At 61.4% G+C, this 13,081-nt stretch carries 19 protein-coding genes and 1 pseudogene; 10 read left to right on the plus strand and 10 right to left on the minus strand.

Annotation, left to right across the window (positions count from 1 at the left end; all coding sequences use genetic code 11):
* Window positions 1–203 precede the first annotated feature (203 nt).
* The 3 genes from ACP4XC_RS08430 to ACP4XC_RS08440 all read left to right on the plus strand — a co-directional run bounded on the left by ACP4XC_RS08430 (window position 204) and on the right by ACP4XC_RS08440 (window position 1,189).
* Window positions 204–446, plus strand: a complete 243-nt coding sequence (locus ACP4XC_RS08430) for a helix-turn-helix domain-containing protein (protein ID WP_427174451.1) — start codon at window positions 204–206, stop codon at window positions 444–446.
* A gap of 74 nt (window positions 447–520) precedes the next feature.
* Entirely contained in the window at window positions 521–739 is a 219-nt protein-coding gene (locus tag ACP4XC_RS08435) for a hypothetical protein (protein WP_427174452.1), read from the plus strand.
* 75 nt (window positions 740–814) lie between these two features.
* Entirely contained in the window at window positions 815–1,189 is a 375-nt protein-coding gene (locus ACP4XC_RS08440; RefSeq protein WP_427174453.1) for a hypothetical protein, read from the plus strand.
* Between the two features lie 13 nt (window positions 1,190–1,202).
* Here the strand turns inward: ACP4XC_RS08440 and ACP4XC_RS08445 are convergent, their stop codons facing one another.
* Entirely contained in the window at window positions 1,203–1,862 is a 660-nt protein-coding gene (locus tag ACP4XC_RS08445) for a recombinase family protein (protein WP_427174454.1), read from the minus strand.
* A 60-nt stretch (window positions 1,863–1,922) separates the two neighbouring features.
* On the opposite strand from ACP4XC_RS08445, the gene ACP4XC_RS08450 reads away from it, so the two are divergent.
* The 4 genes from ACP4XC_RS08450 to ACP4XC_RS08465 all read left to right on the plus strand — a co-directional run bounded on the left by ACP4XC_RS08450 (window position 1,923) and on the right by ACP4XC_RS08465 (window position 3,963).
* The gene (locus ACP4XC_RS08450) at window positions 1,923–2,594 is read left to right on the plus strand and encodes a hypothetical protein (protein ID WP_427174455.1); all 672 of its coding nucleotides are present in this window, start codon (window positions 1,923–1,925) and stop codon (window positions 2,592–2,594) included.
* Entirely contained in the window at window positions 2,591–2,905 is a 315-nt protein-coding gene (locus tag ACP4XC_RS08455; RefSeq protein WP_427174456.1) for a hypothetical protein, read from the plus strand. The genes ACP4XC_RS08450 and ACP4XC_RS08455 overlap by 4 nt, the downstream gene beginning before the upstream one ends.
* A gap of 122 nt (window positions 2,906–3,027) precedes the next feature.
* Entirely contained in the window at window positions 3,028–3,294 is a 267-nt protein-coding gene (locus tag ACP4XC_RS08460; RefSeq protein ID WP_427174457.1) for a hypothetical protein, read from the plus strand.
* Between the two features lie 414 nt (window positions 3,295–3,708).
* On the plus strand, window positions 3,709–3,963 hold the full coding sequence (locus ACP4XC_RS08465) for a hypothetical protein (protein ID WP_427174458.1): 255 nt from the start codon (window positions 3,709–3,711) through the stop codon (window positions 3,961–3,963).
* Between the two features lie 764 nt (window positions 3,964–4,727).
* On the opposite strand, the gene ACP4XC_RS08470 is transcribed toward ACP4XC_RS08465, so the two are convergent.
* From ACP4XC_RS08470 to ACP4XC_RS08485, 4 genes and pseudogenes are all read right to left on the minus strand, one after another.
* On the minus strand, window positions 4,728–4,886 hold the full coding sequence (locus tag ACP4XC_RS08470) for a recombinase family protein (RefSeq protein WP_427174459.1): 159 nt from the start codon (window positions 4,884–4,886) through the stop codon (window positions 4,728–4,730).
* Between the two features lie 57 nt (window positions 4,887–4,943).
* Window positions 4,944–5,051 (minus strand): annotated as a pseudogene (locus ACP4XC_RS08475) (recombinase family protein); the annotation flags it as partial.
* A gap of 252 nt (window positions 5,052–5,303) precedes the next feature.
* On the minus strand, window positions 5,304–5,879 hold the full coding sequence (locus ACP4XC_RS08480) for a hypothetical protein (RefSeq protein WP_427174461.1): 576 nt from the start codon (window positions 5,877–5,879) through the stop codon (window positions 5,304–5,306).
* A 299-nt stretch (window positions 5,880–6,178) separates the two neighbouring features.
* Window positions 6,179–6,874: a recombinase family protein gene (locus tag ACP4XC_RS08485; RefSeq protein WP_427174462.1), complete on the minus strand. Its 696-nt coding sequence runs from the start codon at window positions 6,872–6,874 to the stop codon at window positions 6,179–6,181.
* Between the two features lie 162 nt (window positions 6,875–7,036).
* On the opposite strand from ACP4XC_RS08485, the gene ACP4XC_RS08490 reads away from it, so the two are divergent.
* Entirely contained in the window at window positions 7,037–7,765 is a 729-nt protein-coding gene (locus tag ACP4XC_RS08490; RefSeq protein WP_427174464.1) for an HNH endonuclease, read from the plus strand.
* A gap of 42 nt (window positions 7,766–7,807) precedes the next feature.
* Here ACP4XC_RS08490 and ACP4XC_RS08495 read toward each other — a convergent pair whose 3' ends face one another.
* Together ACP4XC_RS08495 and ACP4XC_RS08500 are read right to left on the minus strand one after the other, a co-directional pair.
* Window positions 7,808–8,005: a hypothetical protein gene (locus tag ACP4XC_RS08495; protein WP_427174465.1), complete on the minus strand. Its 198-nt coding sequence runs from the start codon at window positions 8,003–8,005 to the stop codon at window positions 7,808–7,810.
* Window positions 8,006–8,239: 234 nt separating this feature from the next.
* On the minus strand, window positions 8,240–8,530 hold the full coding sequence (locus tag ACP4XC_RS08500) for a hypothetical protein (protein WP_427174466.1): 291 nt from the start codon (window positions 8,528–8,530) through the stop codon (window positions 8,240–8,242).
* A 118-nt stretch (window positions 8,531–8,648) separates the two neighbouring features.
* Between ACP4XC_RS08500 and ACP4XC_RS08505 the strand changes: the two genes are divergently transcribed.
* Window positions 8,649–9,335, plus strand: a complete 687-nt coding sequence (locus tag ACP4XC_RS08505; protein ID WP_427174467.1) for an SGNH/GDSL hydrolase family protein — start codon at window positions 8,649–8,651, stop codon at window positions 9,333–9,335.
* 140 nt (window positions 9,336–9,475) lie between these two features.
* The gene (locus ACP4XC_RS08510) at window positions 9,476–9,964 is read left to right on the plus strand and encodes an acyltransferase (RefSeq protein WP_427174469.1); all 489 of its coding nucleotides are present in this window, start codon (window positions 9,476–9,478) and stop codon (window positions 9,962–9,964) included.
* A 160-nt stretch (window positions 9,965–10,124) separates the two neighbouring features.
* Here ACP4XC_RS08510 and ACP4XC_RS08515 read toward each other — a convergent pair whose 3' ends face one another.
* The 3 genes from ACP4XC_RS08515 to ACP4XC_RS08525 are packed head-to-tail and all read right to left on the minus strand — an operon-like array spanning window position 10,125 to window position 12,993.
* Complete coding sequence (locus tag ACP4XC_RS08515; RefSeq protein WP_427174470.1) at window positions 10,125–11,657, minus strand: hypothetical protein; 1,533 nt, start codon at window positions 11,655–11,657, stop codon at window positions 10,125–10,127.
* Complete coding sequence (locus tag ACP4XC_RS08520; RefSeq protein WP_427174472.1) at window positions 11,654–11,782, minus strand: hypothetical protein; 129 nt, start codon at window positions 11,780–11,782, stop codon at window positions 11,654–11,656. Before ACP4XC_RS08520 ends, ACP4XC_RS08515 begins: the two co-directional genes overlap by 4 nt.
* A 53-nt stretch (window positions 11,783–11,835) precedes the next feature.
* Window positions 11,836–12,993: a hypothetical protein gene (locus ACP4XC_RS08525; protein WP_427174473.1), complete on the minus strand. Its 1,158-nt coding sequence runs from the start codon at window positions 12,991–12,993 to the stop codon at window positions 11,836–11,838.
* Between the last annotated feature and the right edge of the window lie 88 nt (window positions 12,994–13,081).

The raw sequence follows: 13,081 nt of genomic DNA on the forward strand, positions 1-13,081 counted from the left end.
CTCACGGGCGACGTCTCCGCAAAATTGGGGGCATGCGGAGGCGCCTTCAGCGGGTTTGGTGCTTGAAGCATCAGAAAGTGATGCTTTTACCACTAAGTTTCAGGCAAATCAAGCCTTCAGTAGCTTTTGAGTGCCCAACTGGGCTATCTTCAGGGCTTAGACCCCGATATCAACCGCTACTGATTGGATCCAAGACTTTGAGCTTGAACGACGAAACGCCGAAAGTTCCGCAAACGTACACCGTCACCCAGCTAGCCGAAATCCTCCAACTCAAACCCGCAACCATCCGCACCAACGCACGAGCCGGCACCTGGCCCCACCTCCGATTCGGCGAACGCACCATCCGCTTCACCGAAGCCCACCTACAGGCAATCCTCACCAGGTCCGAAGCAGCCCCGCCACAACAGGCGTCCGTCCGGCGTCGAACCCGGCGTCCGTCGTTGTGACCGCCCGCGGTGTGATGCGCGTTGACAAGATCAGGTTCTGGACGATGGAAGAGGCGCACCAAAGGGGCCTCCCCTTGAACGCCGACGGGTTCGGCTACGTCTTGGCCGAAGAGCGGGGCGTGCGGTTGACTCTGGCGGGGGAGCGCGCTTATCTGCTCATGGTCGAACAAGCGGCGTGGCAAGGCCAGGAAGGCGTGCATTTATCGCTTTCGCAGATCCGTTTTCAGGCGTTGGGCTTTCCTGCGAGCTGGAAGGGCAGTACTCCTGAGTGGAAGCCTGTCACTGCTCCGTAAAACGGCAACGTGAGTGTTAGTCTCCGATCATCCCCGGACTGGGGGCCGTGTTTTGTGTTCGCTTTGGGGGAATCAGTGAATAAGACCGTCTTTCCGGCACTTCTAGGTGCTGTCATTGTTGTGCTCTCGATGGTCGCCTGCGGGCCGGCCAAAGATGCCACCTATGAGAATGCAACCAAGCTGCGAGATGCTGTGATCGCCTCAGGGGTGGATTGCCCAGGGGACGCGCCGGACCCGTCCAAGGACGGAAACGAGGACTTCATCAAATGCTCCAGTGACATGGGGCTGCACGTCTTCAAGACTGACAGTGACATGAGCCTGGGTAAGACCCTCATGGGTTTTACAAAGACCACGTCCTTGCAGGGACCTCACTGGATCGTGGAGGCTCATGACGCGTCGGTGCTGGCCAAGATCAAGGACAAGCTAGGCGGATCGTTGGTGGTTCCCTGAGCGGGCTATCGGCTCAAGCGTTTGAATAGCGCACGGCCGCCGCGCTCCCGAGCACCTGCTTCACTGTGGAGGCGTACCATTTCCCGCCCGTAGCAGTCGGCACCGCGCCCTCGTTGAGGTTCCGGGCAATCCCTGCCAGCGAGACGCCATTTTGGCGCTCTGAGACGATCTGACGGACGGTGGAGGCGGGCAGGACGCTCCGGCGCCCCATGTGCTTCCCGCCCTTCTTGATCTCTGCCATGCCCTTGCGGGTACGCTCCGAGATCTTTTTGGCCTCCATTTCCGCGAAGGCGCATGTCACCTGGGCCATGGCCGCGCCGGTGATGGTGGAGGTATCAATGCCAAGGTCTAGGCAGATGAGCGCCCATCGCTGACGGTTCGCCGTTTCCAGCATGCCGGCAAAGTCGCTGACCGACCGGGAAAGCCGGTCAAGCTTCGACACGGCCAGGGCCTCATAGGTGCCGGCCTTCAGGTCTGCGAGCGCGGAGGCGAGCACGGGCCGATTCTTCAAGCTTGTGGCAGACGCTGCCTCTTCCCGGCGGATCGTGAGCTCCCAGCCGTTCCGCTTGGCTTCCGCTTCCAATTCGGTGCGCTGTACTTCCGGGCCGATGTCCTGCTTCGACGTCGATACGCGGATGTACCCAATGACCTTGAGTGGCTGGCTGCTGTTCATGTTTCAAACATACATGAAGGGTTCCCATTGTGTATATGGCAAATCTCATCTAGTCTTTCAATGTCAGCCAATCCACTCCACGGGGGGAAGATCATGAGCAACACCACCACCACCAAGACCGTCCGAGATGACGCGCCGCTTAGCGTCCCTGCCGGCTTCAGACGCGCAACGCCCGCAGACCTTACAGACCGTCCGAATGGATGGGTTGGCCCCTTCATTTACGGCGCCGCTCTCGTCAATGGGCGGCCGCAGTCAGCGGCAGCCCTAACGTGGGCTCCAGAGGGCGGCCTCACCTACGTCCTGGATGAAGACATCTACCCGGATGATTCCAACGACTTGGACGATGCACTAAACCGGCTTGAGGCTCTGCTCAAATACGCCGCACTCGAAGCCGAGACAACCTCTCCAGCCGAACTGGTCCGCGCCTACCGCGCTAACGATGACTGCGGCTACAACTTCGACCCCCCGTGGCACGACACTCGAGACCTCGTGCTGAACGCTCGCGAGGAACCAACCTTGAACGCTTCCACGGTGATGGGTGGAAGCGTCCCCATCGGTGTTCATCTCACCATCGCGCTCGAAGACTTCGAGAACCTGGGTCTGGACGTGTTAGCGGAATCCAACTTGCTCGAACTCACGGGAACGCGGGAAGAAATCGCCGCGGCCGCTGAGCTCTTCGCCACGATGGGCCGGAAGCTGACTGCATTCTTGGCATCTGAGCCGGTGGAGTGATGGTCCTGACCTGCGCCGCAGTGCTGCGCCATGCAGTCCGCGACATCATCGATGCCGATCTGTCGCTTCAGGAAACACGCGACGCCGTCATGTCGCTAATCCCGGAGGAATATCGCGTGCAGCCTCACGGGGCCCTGAGCGCGGGTCACATGGCCGCTGACGCATTATCGGCGCCCCCGGTGACCTCGGTGCTGCCGCAGCCATCCGGGACGCATGCTGCCCCGTTTAGGCAGGCGGCGAAGTCTCGACTCAATGGGGGCAACAATCACGTTTTGATTTCGGCGGGCACCGATAAGTCCGGCGAATGGTAGCGTCCGAACAAAACCGGATTCCGGACAGGACTCAAAATTCATTCTGGGGGAATGTGTCAATTCGCGCACGATGCTCCGCGTACGCGCACGGTCGCTCAGCTTGCCGAATACCTCTGGAGGTAATGATGTCCGAAGAGCTCTTGAAGTTCACGGCCGCATCCGTTGAACAGGCCAAGAAATCGCAATCTAAAGTCGCTTGGGTCATCCTCGCCGCCTTCATCTGCCTAATCGCGGGCTTCGCGGGCGCGCAGGCGCTGGCTCAAGCTGGCGTTGTCCTGGTGATTATCGCGGGCGTCGGCTGGTCTCGATGGGCCACCAAAATCCAGCGGCTGACACGTGAGCACCTCGAAGGCAATGCCACCCGGGAAGCCACGAACAATCAACCCTGACGGGAAGGTCCGAAGGCAGGACACGCCGCCAAACAAACGTGACGAAGAGACGGAGGCTCACGAGCCCCATCGAATCGTTGAGAACTTACGATCATCCCGAGCCACCGAAGGCTCACACACAGAAAAATGGGGAATCTCATGAGCAGGGGACACATGAAGAAACTAGTTGCACTCGCGATCGGGGCAGGGGTGACGCTCTCCGCTTGCGGAAGCCCATCAACACCGGCGCCCGCTGCGACCCCAAGTTCTCCAACTCCATCGCCAGTCCAGACGGCCACGCCCGCCCAATTCGCGAGCATCCTCTCGGAAAATCAGAAGGTCTGGCGGGACTATAACGCCAACATCGTGGAGTGCGGACTAGCGCGAGTCCTTGGTAAGAGCACCGCCGAACAGATCAAGGTTATGACGTGCGGCATGACGGTTGTCACCGTAACGCTCACCGCGAAAAACGCCATCAGAGACATAGTCGCCCTGCCCAAACCAAACCCCGAGGTAAGCAGGCTCGTGGATCGTGCGATCGCCGACCTAACTCCGCTGTCGAACGTTGACGCGGTTACGGCCTGCAAAGACCCGAACAGCGCGGCCTGCGACGAAAAGGAGACCCTGGCCAACGGGCAAATCAGGGACGTCGTCTCCATGCTGGACGCATGGGCCCCCTACATGCGGTGACGTGGGGATTCGGGCTCAGGCGTTGATGTACACGCCGCGGGCCGTTGGCACTGCTTCTGCGGTCAACTGAGCCGCTATTCCGGCGATTGTCATCCCGGCACCGCGCACAACACGGCCATTCCTGGTTCAGAAACAATTCCGGGACTTTCGCCTCTACCGAAGGTATTGTGCGGTTATGAGAGTTGACGCCGACGGTGTCGCCCATCCGACACGCGAAGACGAACTGACGCACGAAGCGCTACGGCACATCTATTCGTGCACCGTGTGCGCACGGGTGTTCACTGAAGGTGTGATCACGTGGGATCTGCTCAGTTTGCCCGCCTGGTCCGACTCATCGAAGGTCCTGCCTCGGTTCAGGCGCCGGCCGCATTAGCTTTGGTGGTGCCCCAGCCGCAGTCTCCCCGATAGCCGCGGGCGGATGCGCGAGGCGCTGAATGGGCGCGGCGACGTCCGTATTTGGCCGCCCTTCCAGCAGGCCGGACAGCTGACACGTTTCCGTGCAGTTGGTCGGTGAGTAACGCCGCGATGTCCTGGGTGAGGCCGAGGGATATGCGGGTCACATCCGGCCAGCCCTGCGAACCGAAAAAGAAAGCCCCCACGCGAATCGGGCGGATTCGAGCGTGGGGGCTCCCTGGTGTTCGACGCCTCCGCAGCTGGGGGGTATGCGGAAGGGCCGCGGCCAACTTACCGCCATTCGCAGAAGTCTGCAAAACGGGGACCCTTAGCGTGAGCCCGTATCGACTGCACGTTAGACGCAGCCCGCGCTATGCGCCCTGCAGGACCTTTTTGATGGTGGAGGCGTGCCAGCGGACACCACCCTGCGCTGTGGGCACTCGACGTTCCGTGAGGCCGTTGGCGATGGCCAGCATGGACATCCCGGAGGCGTGCGATGCCGTTATTTCTCCCACGACATCTGCGGACATGGTGCGCGGCCGGCCAAAGTTGGTTGGAATGCCTGTCTCTATAGCCTGACGCCGCTTCTCAGCCATGCCTTCGCGAGTGCGGGCGCCGATAAGCTCCCGCTCATACTGCGCGGCGGCAGCGAGTATATTGCCGGTGAAGCGGTTTGCAGGATCTGATGCGGTGATGTTCGAGGGAAGAAGCGACTACATGGCGGCGAGTCTTGGCTGGTGTTGTGGCGATATCCGGCGCACGAACGCAGACATCAGACACAAGCGGACCCCAGGTTTATCCGGGACCGCTTTGTGCGCGACCTGCTTGAACGTGGTTGATCCGATCAGATCGTCGGCTGATCAACCGCGGGGTGCTTTGAGGGTGAGGCGCCAGTGGCAGAGCCTCCCCCGGTTCGTAGAGGGCGCATCCGGTTCGAGCCGGTGACGTTACTTGCCGTCGCTGTGCTCATCCGACTCGCCGCTCCGAGTAGGCTGCGGTGCCGGGGCGGCGGGTACTGCGTCTTTTTCAACGTGCGACGGGGTGGCCGGGGTAGCGGCGTGTTCGTCACGGTGGCTGGCAGCGTTCTCCTGACCGGCGGCACGGTGCTCGGCGGCGCCGACATGGGCCTTCGCACTTTCGCCCTCGGACCCAGCCTGTTCCGTCTCAGGAGCCTCTGCGTGCTCAGACTCGGGAGCTTCTGCCTGCCCCTTCGTCTCGGCAGGTTCCGGTACAGATGTCTCTGCAGGTTCCGGCACAGAGGTTTCTGACGGGCTGGCCGTAGAGGCGGGTGAGGCTGTGGACGTAGGGGCGGGTGAGTCGGTGGCCGTGGGAGCCGGTGAATCGGTGACCGTAGGAGCGGGTGAATCGGTGACCGTAGGAGCCGTGGTTGTAGCTGGTACGGATGATATGGCGGCCGTGGTGGCAACCGCAGCTCCGGCGCCCCCGGTGGCGACAACCGAAGCTACAACGACTGCTTTGCCTGTGGTGCCCAGCGCACCAAGCCAAGTGATGATTCCTGCCATGACAGGGTCCTTTCAAAAGGAAGAGACATGAGACCAATGCGCGATGATATTGTCAACGCGCACTGCGAGTGATGCTATCTGAAGGAGGACAGCTCTGGATAGCGTCGGCTGTCGCGCACGACGAGCGCCCCGACGGAATCGGACTCACCCGAAGGACACCTTGCGTTGTCTGCATGGGGACCTGGCCAATGCCGATCTCCGCCTTCAGCAATGGCGGATCCAAGCGATGTCCGACTTCTGTGCATACTTAGCTGGACTCGCTGACGAACCCGGCAGGAAGTAGCGTGGGCAACACCGGTTCAGGCGTCGACCATGATCCGCTGTGATTCGATGATCCGCTTCACCGTGGCCGCGTACCAGGCTTTGCCGCCGTGGGCGGTGGGGACGTTTCGTTCGTTCAAGCTCTTGGCAATGGCGTTCATTGAACTGCCGCCTGCAAAGTCGGCGCGGATCCCCGACACTATGTCCTCGGGAAGAACGGGAAGCCGTCCAAACCGTACCCGGCGCCCATCCTTCGTCACGCCGTCGGCCTTGAGCCTGGCGATGTTCTCGCTGACTCTCTCGCTGATCAGTTCCCGCTCGAACTGCGCCGTGGAAGCGACGATGTTGGCCGTCAGGCGCCCTGTCGGGGTGCTGGTGTCCATGTTTTGAGTGATCAGGACAATTCCCCAGCCTTTGCGGTCGGAGCGGGCCATTAGTCCAGCGAAGTCCACGACACTTCGGCTGACCCTGTCCAGGCGGATGGCCATCAGGTAGTCGGCTTCCCCGGCATCCAGACGGTCCAGGGCTGAAGTAAGGCCCGGACGCTTCATGTTCTTGGCAGAGAGACCTTCATCGGCCACTATCTCGACATCCCATCCCCGGCGGTCCGCTTCCACCACAAGCGCGGCCCGCTGCGTCTCCAGCGATGCGCCGTGGTCCGCCTGACGTGCGGTCGAAACTCTCAAGTACGCAAGAGCGAGGGGCTTGCTGCGGGGGGCTGTCTTGGTGGCCATGTCCCGAGCGTATATACAAATGAACTCTTTTGTATATAGGCCGCTGGCTTGAAAAACGGGAACGGCACGGCCCGGTTGGGGAATTCCCTTCTCAGAGGGTCGACTGCGTGGGCTTCCGAAGTCCTCCGCATTGTCCCAAGCAGCCACTAGTAGCATGGGGCAATGGATCTCCCACCCATCGAGGCATTCAACATTCGCCCGATGAGCCTACAAACGTATGAATCGCTAGTGCTCGAGGAATTGAACGGCAAGGTTCCCTCTGACGCACGGAAGGCCCACTTCGTCTTGCACGTGCGTGACAAGGGAGTATGCGGGATCTGCGGAACTTCTGTGGACATCTCCCTTCGGCACCCCCATCCCGGTAGCGCGTCCATGGATCACATCATCCATAGATCCAACCGCGGGTCCACCCACGAGTGGGCCAATCTGCGGCTGGCTCATCGTCAATGCAACTTGGAGCGCAATGCGTCCGAAGTCGCCCCAGAGATTGCGTTGGAACGCCTTCATCGCGCCGTGCGCCGGTTCACTCATCCGGAAATCTATCTCCCGATGGACGTGGAGAAGGCCACCATCTATTTCGAGGCCAGCGAACGCGAACTCGATCGCTACAAGGAGTCCCTGGCCCTCCAGCAGGCAACGGCCGAACGTCGAGCCTCGGTCGGAAAGGAGCCGACTTGGCGTTTAGCTTCCGCCGTCGACGACCTTGAGCGGGCCGAGGACCATGTTTCACGATGCGCTCAACGTCTGAGAGTGCTATTGGGAGACCTTGTGGTGCAATACGCCGCCGCCACACTGGCCGCATGCGTCGCCACCGATAGGGAGTTGCCCGACGTGACTCGAGATTCCCCTGCACCCGCACGGTCCGGCCATACCGGCGCAGGGGACTCCTAAGAACGATAGCGTAAGCGGACCCGTTGGACCGTTCTGGGTCTCTTAGTTTGTCGCGGTCAACTTTGCTTGCTCGCGGAGGGCGAACGCAGCACCGGCCAGATAGGCGCGCTGCGCGGTTGTGGCGTCCAGTTCGCCTGAGTCGATCATTGCGAGGATGTCTTCGATTTGTTCGGCTGACTTGCCCGCCACGGAGGCGGGAAGCTGTGGGGTCACGTCGTCCGGTGCTGGGTTAGTGCTCATGGTCCGATTCTCCTGCATGTCTGGGGTTTGCTCACGGTGGCTTTGGCCGGTGGCATGGCGCGCCTGCCTTGTATCCCGCGAGCAAGACCTCGATATCGTGCCTCAAACGTGCATCCGTATCACTTGAGGCATCAGGCGGGAGGACTTCAAGCAACGCCTCCAACTGAGACATCACCGTGGCCACGTTCTCCCTGGTCAGGGGACTCATTGCCGCTTCAATTTCGTGCATGTCACTCATTCTCCCTCCTCGACCGCCGTTGAGTCAGGGAAGTAGATCCCGCGAGACTCGAGCCAATGCCTTTCCGCGGCCAGTGCTTGCTCGAAAAATGTGACGACTTCCGGAGTCATGGCTCCCGGCGATGACTTGGCCATTTCGAGTTGTGCGCTGATCTGCTTCATGAGGGCATAGTGGTGGCCCAAGAGGCCATCGCGGAAGATCTCCGCCTGTTCGTCAGCTGGCATTACGTCGTTTAGATGTGGATCCTGATTGCTCATATGGCAGAGGGCCTCTTCCTTGTTATTCATCGGGTGACACGCCCCCGCCATGTGGCGAGGGCCTTGAGGGTGGGGCTAACGTTCGGCGGGCAGTAGACTTGCGAAGGTTTGAATATTTCAAGATGGGGGATTGATGGCGCGCCGGAAGATGCGGTTTGAATTGAAGTACGTTTGGCTGGCCGTGCTGGCTGCGGCGACCGTGTTCGTCGTGGCTGTGGCGCTGAAGCCGGGAGCTCCGTCCGCCGACGCCGCCGCGGTTCCGAAGTCCACTGCGCCCGTGGCAACACCCACAGCTTCAGTCGCGCCCGTGGTCGTGAGCGTGCTCAGCGACTCCCACGCGTTCAATGCCGGTTCCTGGTTCCGCCAGACGGTGGAGGCCGGCACAATCCCGGGCGTGAGGCTTGGCGCGTTCGCATCCCAGCCCGGCGCCTCCGCCACGGTGCTGACCGCCAAGCTTGATGAGGCCGCCGCTTCCAAAGGGATCGTGATCGTTCAGGCCGGGACCAACGACTTGCTGTCTGCCGTTGGTGCTGACCGGACCGCCGCCAATGTTGAGGACTTGATCGACGGCGTGAAGGCACGCGGCGCGAAACCGGTCGTTGCCCTCATCCCGCCATCCGCCAAGCGCGGCCCTGAAGTGCTGGACACAAACAAGCTCCTGACCGCATATGCCACCGCCAATAAGATCGGCCTCCTGGACGTGACCACCGCAGTGGAGACGCCCGGCGGTCAGTGGAAAGACGGGCTGTCGGACGACGGCGTGCACGCCAATCAGGCCGGCGCGAAGCTCATGGCTGATGCCGCCGCCCAACAGATTCCCGTGCTGATTCGTTAGGCCACACCAAGTGTCGGTCTTTTTTTGGCCGTTCCGGTGGATGCCTTCTAACAGGAGTTCGCGCGCCGTCAGGATGGGCAGACCTGCGATCCCCATGAGCAAACAATTTGAATCTTTGTTTGCCCCATAAGATGGGGCGCATGACTCTGCAAAATGTGCTTAAGTGGCTTGCCGCTCAGCCTCTCTTGTCAACAAGTAGGCGGTGGCGGCTTCTCACGGCGGCCGGCTTCGACGTGGCCGAAGTGGGGTTCGAGGCGAACGTTCAAATCCACAACTCCAACCTGTCTATTGGGCGCGGATCATACGTGAACCGGGAGGTTCTGTTCGAAGGGATTGCCCCGATAACAATCGGCAGGAACGTGGCTATCGGTCCGCGGGTAATGATCATCACGTCCACGCACGACCTTGGGCCTTCGGAATGGCGTGCGGGCGGCGGGGTGCCAACATCCGGCGCAGTGGTCATCGGTGATGGTGTCTGGATTGGCGCCGGGGCGATCATCCTTCCGGGGACAGTCATCGAGAAAGGTTGCGTCATCGCTGCCGGAGCGGTGGTGGTTGGTACATGCACCGCCGATCAGCTTTGGGCCGGCGTGCCAGCAAAGGCTAAGTCATCGCTGGTTCGCCCCTGATCGTGCCGCCAATTCGCCCGTCTTGTCTCTGGGTCCGCCTATCGTGGCTACTCGTTGCAGATGTCGGCCGGTGCGCGGGGCTGTCAGCGCTGCTCTACAGGTTCATAGAGAGACCGCTCGAAGCTAGGCTTCGAACCCCGCGCACCGGCCCGAGACGTAACTACAGCCTTGCGGGAGTTCCGGTAAGAACCAATTGGCTTCCGTCGCTGGCTTCAACGGTTGTCGTTGCGGTCGCCGCGTAGTTTGTGACCTCCACCTTGACGCTGTAAGTTCTTCCGCTGGTCATGTTCGACTGGATCGTTGGTGGGGCGAAGGACCTGTACGTGTTGACGGGCATGTCGTCAACCGCGAAGGAGCTTGACGCCTTGACGGTGCTGAATTGGTCAAGGATGGAAACTTTGACCATGACCTTCCCCGCCGTATCAGTTTTGACGCGGAGAGCCGCTGACGCGGTCAGGGATGATGCGTCAGGCAGCGTCACGGTGCCGAAGCCGATACCAACTGCGACGGCGGTGCCGTTGGCCGTTGTTGTGGTGAGGGTGCTGCCAAGCTGGTTCGCCCCATGGAAGGGTATGAGCAGGTTCGGTCCTGCTGGGGTCGCAGAGACTAGCGGCTTCCATTTGGCTCCGTCCCATTGCATCGGGCGGGGTGCAACGACGGCGCCCATGATGTGGCCGGTGGAGAAGACGTTGTCACATGCGGACCAGAATGCGTAGTTAATCCCGGTCGGCCCGGTCACGAGACACACGTCCGCTACCTGATCCACTTCGAATTGATGATCCAGCCTGATGAGGGGCATCTGACCATCGGTGAGAGTCCATGTGTTCAGGTCTGTGGAGGTGGCACGGTATACGGCGGAGGGGAGGTACATGGTGGTTTGGAACTGCCCCCAGGTGCAGTGAAGCCACGCAACGTACAGCGGGCCCTCTTTGACAATGAAGATGTTGGAGAAGCAGGATTTTCCGGGGTTGATTTCGAGCCCGGGCATCGGGTAGGAGACGCTGGTAAACGTGCCGGTGGGCGTGGCGCTAGTGGCCCTGCCAAGCTGCCAGCGGTTACCGGTGCTGTCCCGCACTTCGAAGAACATCGTGTAGGTTCCCGCAACGTTCATGACGTGAGGATTTGCCGACGGCGCAATGGTCCCGGCCGGCGGGGTGAACACGATACCCACATGAGTGAACACGGACGGGGCTGAGGTGGCGGCGGTGGCCACATGGAGCGCACCCGTGGCGGGGTCGCAGAAATAGACGTAGATAGTGCCGTTTTCGACCAGCACACCGGAGTGCTGCGCCGATCCTGCCCACCCGCCATAGGTGTTTCCAATGACGGGGTTGGGTCCGCTGCGGGTCCAGTTCCCCAGGACCATGGGGTCAGAGGTTCCGGGGCAGGTCATCAGGCCCAGGTATTCGCTGGCAACGCCGCCGGTATAGATCATGCAGAACTGGCTTGTAGCGGTGTTGTACCAGACCTGCGGTTCCTGCACCCATGCGCCTTCCCAGCCGCCTGCCGGTTGCACGATGTGGTTATGCTGGGCCGCGCCTGCCGGGATATAGCTATCCTGCCAGCGCGAGGATAGCCAAACTTGCCCGTTCTGCGGGTTGGCTGGCGGCGTCAGTGATGGGGTATTGACCGCGTAGATGGCGCTTTCGGGTGGGACCCGAAGTGAGCCCTGCTGGCTAAGTGATCGGCTCATGCGTGCACGGCTCCCTTGGCTTCGAAATACCCGGGCAAGTCGATGGTGCTGGTTCCGGACTCATCCAAGGTGGAAGTGCCGAAGTATTCGACGGATGGCTTCGAGAGTGAGTTGAGATGTGTCAAGGGGTTTCCTGTCGATGGGTTGCGTGAGGTTGTGTCAGTTTTTGGTGTGGTGCTCATGCGACGGCCGCGGGTTCGGCCGGTGCCGGGCGGGATGCCGGGGCTAGCGCTTGGGTCTGTTCGGGCTGGAATGCCAGGACATCAGTGCCGTTGACGATCTGCTGCCGGACTGCTTTGACCAACCAGCTAAAGGACTGCCAGGCGGGCCCGTGCACGGTAAAGGCCCCGGCTGCGATTGGTTCATAGCTGAGCTGTGCCGGGGTTGGGCCTTCGGGGGTAAGCAGGATGGCCCGGCCCGTTGGTTTGGTCAGTGCCTCGAAATACGTGGGGAGAGTGACCGTGGCCGTGCCCGTGGCGTCCGTCGTCGCGGTGCCCCAATACTCGACGCCGTTGACCGGGGACTCTGTGCTGGCGTGCATGAGGGTCTTGGCAGGGTCCAGCGGGTGCGGCATAACAAATGCCTTGGTCCCTGTCGCTGAGAACGTGCCGCTGACTGTCGTGTTTCCATAGAGCGCCACGCTGCCCGTGCCATGTGAGACAAGGTTGACGCTGCCGTTGGTTCCGCCTCCGGCCAAGTTGGCAGCCCCATTCACACCGGGGGTGGAATACACCGAGGGGCCATTGCCGGACTGCGCCACTGTCCAGGAGCTGTCACTGTTGCCCTGAGCGTACGGGGCTGCCGCGCCCGATCCCGCGATTCCCCAAGTTCCGGTGTTGGTTCCGGTGACGGCGGCTCCGGACTGTAGACCGGTTGACTTGTCCGTGCAGGCCAGGCTCCACGAGTCATTGTTCACTGAGAGATAGCCCGCGGTGGGAACCGTGGACTGTGCCGGGCTCAGTATCCCTACCCGATTCTCATAGGAATAGATGGCGGCCGGCTTTGTCTGCGTGGTGCCCGCGGCCGTCCACTGCAAGAGGATATTTGGGACGGGCTGCGTTCCCGTTACCGGTGTCGCGTTCGCCGCAATGGTCACGGCGCCGTTGGTACCCGCGGTCTTGAGCTCTCCGGTGGCCGTGCTCAGCGTGGTGACCTCCACCCCGGCGGGGTTGAATAGGTGCATTCCACCGGCGTCAATGCTCAGTCCCTGCCCGCCGTCCTGCCCGGTGGAGGCGTTGAGCAGGATCTGCTGGGTGGAGAGGCCCCGGAGTTGGGCTTCGATGTTATTAAGGCGCTGGCTGAGGTAGTAGTTGTCGCCGAGAATGGCATTCACCATGGGGAGGTTTCCTTTGAGAGTGTCTGAGTGCAGGGGTGGTTCTGGCAGCCGGGCTCATGCGCCGACTGGCTGACGGTGAGGAAATAGC

Origin of the sequence: Arthrobacter sp. 92, from assembly GCF_050260325.1 — a bacterium.
Taxonomy (GTDB): domain Bacteria; phylum Actinomycetota; class Actinomycetes; order Actinomycetales; family Micrococcaceae; genus Arthrobacter.

Bases quoted from the DNA above. Each gene is read 5' to 3' on its own strand.
- ACP4XC_RS08485 (WP_427174462.1), bottom strand. From the start codon at position 6,874: ATGGCCACCAAGACAGCCCCCCGCAGCAAGCCCCTCGCTCTTGCGTAC.
- ACP4XC_RS08500 (WP_427174466.1), bottom strand. From the start codon at position 8,530: ATGAATAACAAGGAAGAGGCCCTCTGCCATATGAGCAATCAGGATCCA.
- ACP4XC_RS08510 (WP_427174469.1), top strand. From the start codon at position 9,476: ATGACTCTGCAAAATGTGCTTAAGTGGCTTGCCGCTCAGCCTCTCTTG.
- ACP4XC_RS08445 (WP_427174454.1), bottom strand. From the start codon at position 1,862: ATGAACAGCAGCCAGCCACTCAAGGTCATTGGGTACATCCGCGTATCG.
- ACP4XC_RS08525 (WP_427174473.1), bottom strand. From the start codon at position 12,993: ATGGTGAATGCCATTCTCGGCGACAACTACTACCTCAGCCAGCGCCTT.
- ACP4XC_RS08515 (WP_427174470.1), bottom strand. From the start codon at position 11,657: ATGAGCCGATCACTTAGCCAGCAGGGCTCACTTCGGGTCCCACCCGAA.
- ACP4XC_RS08490 (WP_427174464.1), top strand. From the start codon at position 7,037: ATGGATCTCCCACCCATCGAGGCATTCAACATTCGCCCGATGAGCCTA.
- ACP4XC_RS08465 (WP_427174458.1), top strand. From the start codon at position 3,709: ATGACGGTTGTCACCGTAACGCTCACCGCGAAAAACGCCATCAGAGAC.
- ACP4XC_RS08470 (WP_427174459.1), bottom strand. From the start codon at position 4,886: ATGTCCGCAGATGTCGTGGGAGAAATAACGGCATCGCACGCCTCCGGG.
- ACP4XC_RS08460 (WP_427174457.1), top strand. From the start codon at position 3,028: ATGATGTCCGAAGAGCTCTTGAAGTTCACGGCCGCATCCGTTGAACAG.
- ACP4XC_RS08450 (WP_427174455.1), top strand. From the start codon at position 1,923: ATGTCAGCCAATCCACTCCACGGGGGGAAGATCATGAGCAACACCACC.
- ACP4XC_RS08505 (WP_427174467.1), top strand. From the start codon at position 8,649: ATGCGGTTTGAATTGAAGTACGTTTGGCTGGCCGTGCTGGCTGCGGCG.
- ACP4XC_RS08480 (WP_427174461.1), bottom strand. From the start codon at position 5,879: ATGGCAGGAATCATCACTTGGCTTGGTGCGCTGGGCACCACAGGCAAA.
- ACP4XC_RS08495 (WP_427174465.1), bottom strand. From the start codon at position 8,005: ATGAGCACTAACCCAGCACCGGACGACGTGACCCCACAGCTTCCCGCC.